Source organism: Candidatus Hodarchaeum mangrovi (assembly GCF_975850365.1).
The window spans coordinates 1-5970 of the sequence record NZ_CDLCQJ010000130.1 but is presented as its reverse complement, the minus strand read 5'-3'; the positions used below and the strand labels follow the sequence as shown (position 1 = coordinate 5970).

7 protein-coding genes are annotated in these 5970 nt (G+C 32.8%); 2 read left to right on the top strand and 5 right to left on the bottom strand.

What is annotated here, in order from left to right:
• Positions 1 to 289: 289 nt before the first annotated feature.
• Entirely contained in the window at positions 290 to 1549 is a 1260-nt protein-coding gene (locus tag ACWVCY_RS12390; protein ID WP_455143141.1) for a HEAT repeat domain-containing protein, read from the top strand.
• A gap of 12 nt (positions 1550 to 1561) precedes the next feature.
• Here the strand turns inward: ACWVCY_RS12390 and ACWVCY_RS12385 are convergent, their stop codons facing one another.
• The 4 genes from ACWVCY_RS12385 to ACWVCY_RS12370 are packed head-to-tail and all read right to left on the bottom strand — an operon-like array spanning position 1562 to position 4261.
• Positions 1562 to 1708, bottom strand: a complete 147-nt coding sequence (locus ACWVCY_RS12385; RefSeq protein WP_455143140.1) for a DUF2080 family transposase-associated protein — start codon at positions 1706 to 1708, stop codon at positions 1562 to 1564.
• Between the two features lie 16 nt (positions 1709 to 1724).
• Positions 1725 to 2198, bottom strand: coding sequence for a GNAT family N-acetyltransferase (locus tag ACWVCY_RS12380; RefSeq protein WP_455143139.1), 474 nt, complete (start codon positions 2196 to 2198; stop codon positions 1725 to 1727).
• 52 nt (positions 2199 to 2250) lie between these two features.
• On the bottom strand, positions 2251 to 3375 hold the full coding sequence (locus ACWVCY_RS12375) for a M28 family peptidase (protein ID WP_455143138.1): 1125 nt from the start codon (positions 3373 to 3375) through the stop codon (positions 2251 to 2253).
• Complete coding sequence (locus ACWVCY_RS12370) at positions 3359 to 4261, bottom strand: hypothetical protein (protein ID WP_455143137.1); 903 nt, start codon at positions 4259 to 4261, stop codon at positions 3359 to 3361. The genes ACWVCY_RS12375 and ACWVCY_RS12370 overlap by 17 nt, the downstream gene beginning before the upstream one ends.
• A 242-nt stretch (positions 4262 to 4503) precedes the next feature.
• On the opposite strand from ACWVCY_RS12370, the gene ACWVCY_RS12365 reads away from it, so the two are divergent.
• Positions 4504 to 4971, top strand: coding sequence for an NUDIX domain-containing protein (locus tag ACWVCY_RS12365; RefSeq protein ID WP_455143136.1), 468 nt, complete (start codon positions 4504 to 4506; stop codon positions 4969 to 4971).
• 43 nt (positions 4972 to 5014) lie between these two features.
• Here ACWVCY_RS12365 and ACWVCY_RS12360 read toward each other — a convergent pair.
• Positions 5015 to 5970: RDD family protein (locus ACWVCY_RS12360; protein WP_455143135.1), on the bottom strand; the 956-nt coding region annotated here is incomplete at its 5' end.

Here is a 5970-nt window from a genome sequence, read left to right as displayed (position 1 = left end):
TTCAGAAGGACGATTCTTATCAACTAAATTAAGAACTAAGCAACAAATAGTTGAAGTTAGAATCGGTTAAAGGACTAAATCAAATTTTTAGTGGATTACCTTTTTTTCCTCTTAATTATTCTTAAGATTTTGCTATCTAGAAATAAAAAAACACTTTCTAGAGTATGACAACTTGTTTATTTTTCAATTCAATTTGTAATTCTCTTTAAATAAAGAAGAAAAAAAGATTTAATAGTACTCTTCTTCAATATAATGATTGTTAAAGAACTCACAAACAGGTGTTCTCTCGATGGTTCCTGATGAAAAAGATGATCCTGAACAGATTGATCCTGAATTGAGAAGAATAATGCAGATCCCTGATGATCAAGAATTACCCCCAGATATTTTATGTGATGTGATGATTAGAGCTTTAGAGAGCCATCAATTATTGATTCGAACTTCAGCTGTAAATCAATTAGTAGATTTGGGACTAAATCATTCCCAAATGGCTATCCCAAAGATTTTAGCAGCTTTAGATCCTGCTATTGATTATTGGACCGTCCGCTTTGGAGCTGTAGAAGCATTAGGAGAGATTGCAGATAAAAGTACTATCAAACCTCTAATAGAGTATTTACAAAAAGATGATGATCCAGATTTTCGTGCAATGATAGCTAAACAGTTTGGAGAAATGGGTTCTGTTGCCCTTGAAGCTGGGCCTGCATTAGTTGAAGCATTATCAACTCGAGATCATTCTGAAATCAGAGAAAATGCAGCCTATGCGCTCGGAAAAATTAGATATAAAGCCTCTATTAACTCTTTAAAAGAGACACTGGCTAAAGAGAAAGATAATTATGCAAAACGGAAAATTACCTGGTCCTTAGGAGAATTTGGGGATCAACAGGCTGTGGATATTTTAATTCAAACATTAAAGGATTTCGATAAAGAAACACGTGCAAATGCAGCCGAGGCATTAGGGAAAATAAAAGAAAAAGTATCTATTATTCCTTTACTTAAATCTACTCAAGATACAGATGTGGAAGTGCAGACAAAAGCGATAGAAGCATTAAAGAAGTTCTCTGAAGGTGATGTGATATCAGAGGTCGAAAAAATGTCTGGGGGAGATAGACTAGTAGCCATTCAGCTATTTGATGAGTATCTCTTTAATATTGAAAATGAATTAATTGTTCAGAAGGTAAAAGCTGTTAGAGAACCTATCATCGCTGAATATAGAGGAGAATTAGCTAAAATCAAAACAGAACTCGAGACTTGTAAAGTTTTCGTAGAAGAAGTATTTGGAAAATTATTAAAGATTTCAAAAGATGAAATAAATCAGCTACTTGTTAAAGACATCCCTCAGATTGAATCACGAGTTGCATCGATTCAGCTATATAAATTTCGTAAACACAAATGGCTAAGGAATGATCTCTTTTTCGATTTAGATCAGGTAACTTCTCTCTATCGTGAAGCAGGAATAATGGTATCCGAATTAAGAGATAACGCCTCAAATTTGCTTAAAAGAAAGGTTGATGAAGTAAAACCATCAGAAAAGTTAAGTAATGACCAGAGTTAAGAGATAAGATGGTTAGTCCATTCGAATGATCTTAACGCGTTTTCCAATCCAGCTTGGAGGTAAATAAACTCTTCCTGAGTTACCTGATTTTTTTACTTCCTTTTCCAACATCTCCTCTCCATAAACTTCGAATTTACTTTGTCTTAATGAGTCACTCATAATATTAATTTGCCCCTTAGGATGTTTTCCCAATTTTAAATTCCAATGTGAGGTAGGTGGAGAGTTTAAAACCAACCGAAGAGAAGAATTCTACTAAATCGCCCCAATTCCAAGCAGTAACAGTTCGAATTACTTTAATTTTCTTTTTTGTGAAGTAATTGATGACATGCTTGGCTAATGCAGTTCCAATCCCCTTGTCCTGAAACTCTGGGTCAACGCCTAATAAAATAATCCAAGCGCTTAAATCATCATCACCATAAATATAAACCTTTGTTTCTGCAATTACATATCCTACTAATTTCCCTTCGGGAGTAAGTGCCCCAAAACTTTCTTCTCCATGTTTTTCGATTTGCTCAAATAATTGTTCTTTGAATAATGGAGATCTTTCTCTACGAATAATTTGTTGATCTATCTGAATAATTGCATCAATGTCTTTTGTTGTTAAGGAACGAAATACCAACTGAGTATGTAATTCTTTTTTTGGAGTCATCTATATCCTCTCTTACTACAATGGATTGAATCTGAGTTAAAAAATAAATACTTTATGGATAAAATCCCAGACTTTTTTTCATATTTTTTTTAGAACGAGTGCATCTATAGAACTTTAAAAATATTCCAGGACTTAGAACCCAGAAAAATTCAAAAGAAGGAGAATAATGAAAGGAAGAAAGAAAGATTAGATTCTTATGTTCATTATTTAATAACACAAGAGCATTTTCTAATGTCGTTCCAACAGCCTGAAGAGTTTGTATATCAATAAAGGTTATATTGTCAAAACTTGTATGCCATGGAGTGAATCTAATATCAAAATCATCTATAATGTCAATTGCTGGAATACCTTTTTCTAAAAGTGGGATATGATCATCAGTTATTGATCTGCCTGATTTGTTTATGAAATAGTTGTTATAACCGATTGTATGAGCTGTATCCCATATAAATTCCACTAAATCCTCGGCATAATTCAAAGAATTGATTTCCTTGAAAAAAGATGCATCTTTTGCCCCTACCATATCTAAAAGTATTGCAAAAGACGGATTTATATCAGTCAATATATCAGATGAGGAGAAATATCGTGACCCAAGAATCCAATTCCATCCATTAATACCACCTTGATCTTCTGCATCAAAAAAAACTAGGTAAAAATTTGTCAGATTATGATATTTAAACAATACCTTGGCCAATTCTATGGAAACTGCAACCCCACTAGCTCCATCATTTGCTCCAAGAACTGGCTCCTTTCTTTTTAAATAGTCTGGGTCATTATCTGCCCAAAGACGAGTATCATAATGGGCCATTATCAAAAATATTTGTTCTGACTGCTGAAAAGAAGGTGGCTGACAGATAAGGTTAACAATTGGTACATCTTTTTGTAATCCCCAACCCTTTGAAAAATTCTGAAAGACAATATTCCAATCTTGTAACTCATTAACAATAAAGTGTCGTGTCCTTTCAATTGCATTTGAACCAGGGATACGTGGTCCCAGATTAATTTGTTCCTGAATTAATTCCAATGACTTGGTTGAATTAAAAAAAGATTCTAGATATTTATTAGAGAAACTATTTGGACTTTTCAGAGTAATAGAGAACCAATAAGAGGTTTGAAGTATAAGAAATATGCCTATTAGTATAATTATTTTTGTCCCAAGTTTTTTATGCTGTTTCGTCATCAAAAGCCTCTTGTTTTGATTTTTCCCACTCATCAACGATTTGCTTTGCTTCTTCAGCATACATTTTGGCTTTTTTACTTAATTCTGGATCTTGAGGATCAAATGCACGTTTTTCTTCTAATTGCTTAATGTTTTCATCAGCTACCCGACTATATTCTTCCATATTTTCATTTTTCGCAGCTTCTCGTGCAATTTTTAAAGCGTCAAGTGCTTCTGAGATTTTTTGGTCTTGTGCAGAGATTAAACCTTTAGCAATAAGACCAGCAATCATTGCATCAATTTTATCAGAAGCAAGCGATCTTCGTAAAATTTCATCTATATCTTTTATTTCTAAGTTGAGTGTCTTTTCTTTTTTAGATTTTTCTAAGTCTATAGATTCCAAAAGGTTAGCTGTATTTATGGCATCCCTAATGAATTGGATGGATTGGTCAATTGCTTGACTAAGATCTTTTGACGAGGATTCGATGATTGCACCAACCTCTCTAACAAATTTTTGACTTTCGGCCCCCATTTTTTCAATAAATGACCCAAATACACCTTGTAGAGACGATTTTTGTGAGTTTTCTTTTGTTGTGATAATCGTTTCAATTAAGAATCTTGCAGAAACATCTAAAGGTTCAATAAGAACATTTAATATGCTTTCTTTTTGGGTAAATTGAAGTTTTACAAGATCTTTTTTTCGTAATAATACTCTTTGAGATATGAGAATTGCACTCTTTAAATTACCAAGAGAATACGATTTTGAGTGTCCTATTTCGCTATTCTGAGGAGTAAATTTTATTTTTTTTGAGTGAAAAGTTAATAATCCTTTTTTATTTCTAAGATTACTATCAGAATCATCACTTTTCAGTATAATCCTGTATTGATTTGTATCAGATCCTTCCAAGGTGTCAGCTCCGAGAGTTAATAGATTAAAAACTACATTTTATTGATGTAAATATCAGGTATTTTTGAATTTTAAAAAGTACTTATGTTAACTATTCCATATTATTTACATACAAGAATTAACTTGGCTTATAATGAAAAATAATTAACTCTATACAGCAAAACAGTTTTAACTATGTATTGATTCATAATAATTTTTCAAATAAGGTGTTTTCAACTAATAAAAAAGTGAGTCCTTGAGCAATGCCAGTTAAACCGGTAGATTCTTCCGTCTTTGATGAAGTTTCATGTGGAGGAGTTCCAGTTTATTTTACAAACGAAAAAAATCAAGAACCTTTATACCTTTTACTCCTACATAATGGACCATATAAATACTGGGCTTTTCCCAAAGGCCGTCAAAATTTTGGAGAAACATATGAAGAAACTGCGGTTCGAGAGATAAGAGAAGAGACCGGGATAAGCGATTTTAAAATTTTAAAACGCTTAATCAGTGATTCAATTTATTTTCCTAAGAGAGGAGTAATAAATATTGTGAAAAAAGTAGTTTTCTTTTTGGTACGGTTCTATTCTCAGAATATTGAAATTTCCAAAGAACATGTTAATTGGAAATGGGTAACATATGAGGAAGCATTATCAATGTTAACCTTTGAGGACTATTCAAGAGTATTGAAAGAATCTCATGAAATATTAAAACGAGAATATCTGTCTTAATAGGATATGGAGAAATTAATAGGTTAAAAAAAAAGAGCAGACATTAAAATCTGCTTGAGATGAATTGTGGGGTTTTTTCTTTTTGTTTTTGTTGTCTGATAACAACAGTCCGTGACCATTTTTGAGTTAATCGTTGATTCAAATCAGGAATTTGAGACTCATCCTTTATAATTCTACCTAAGATAAGATCTATTGGTAAAAAGAATGCTCTACCTAATGAGGAGATTATCAAGTCACCTATTAGAGGTTTCGCACCTGTATTTTCAGAAACTACTTCTAGATTAAGGGCCATCTTTCCCAAAGTTTGTCCATAATAATACTCCATCAAGAAGGTGTATATGAAGAATAACAGAGAAGAAGGACCTATAGAAAAGATCCAGGGAAAGATAGAAATAGAACTATTACCCCAAAAGTCCCAGAATCCAAAGAATAGTATCGAACTTAAGGTGGAAGTTATTAAACTGATAATTACCCAGTCAATTAAAAAAGCCCAAAAACGTGATCCAAAATCAGCAATGATGAGACGATTACCAACAGGTTCTTTAAATACTGCAACCCCTTCTTTACCCTTTATCGCTTCTTTAACCGTTTTTTGATCCTCTGAGAGTAATATCTCTCCACATTGAGAACAAAATGTACTATCTCGTTCATTTAATGAACCACAGTTTGTACATTGTAACATAAATTCTGCTTGAGATCGTGGTTTAGCTTCAACGATATTTGTTGAGGCACCTTGATAATATCGTATACTTTCAGGTCTTCTTTTTGTTCTAATCCCACTCCAAATTAATATAATACCAAGTAAAGCGAATAAACCACCAAATACAACAAGTATCCATCCAATCGCATTAATAATTGGGATTCTTGCACCTACACTGAAAGTAAGATCAATGGAGTTAGAAGCACCAAAATCAGCATTCATGGCAATAAGGGATATTGTTCCACTGGTTACATCCTCATAAGTAGGTTTCCATATAAATTCAGTTCCTAGAGTTCCAC

What these genes read in the sequence shown, in the direction of transcription:
- ACWVCY_RS12390 (WP_455143141.1), top strand. Translation starts at nt 290, where the DNA reads ATGGTTCCTGATGAAAAAGATGATCCTGAACAGATTGATCCTGAATTG.
- ACWVCY_RS12385 (WP_455143140.1), bottom strand. Translation starts at nt 1,708, where the DNA reads ATGAGTGACTCATTAAGACAAAGTAAATTCGAAGTTTATGGAGAGGAG.
- ACWVCY_RS12380 (WP_455143139.1), bottom strand. Translation starts at nt 2,198, where the DNA reads ATGACTCCAAAAAAAGAATTACATACTCAGTTGGTATTTCGTTCCTTA.
- ACWVCY_RS12375 (WP_455143138.1), bottom strand. Translation starts at nt 3,375, where the DNA reads ATGACGAAACAGCATAAAAAACTTGGGACAAAAATAATTATACTAATA.
- ACWVCY_RS12365 (WP_455143136.1), top strand. Translation starts at nt 4,504, where the DNA reads ATGCCAGTTAAACCGGTAGATTCTTCCGTCTTTGATGAAGTTTCATGT.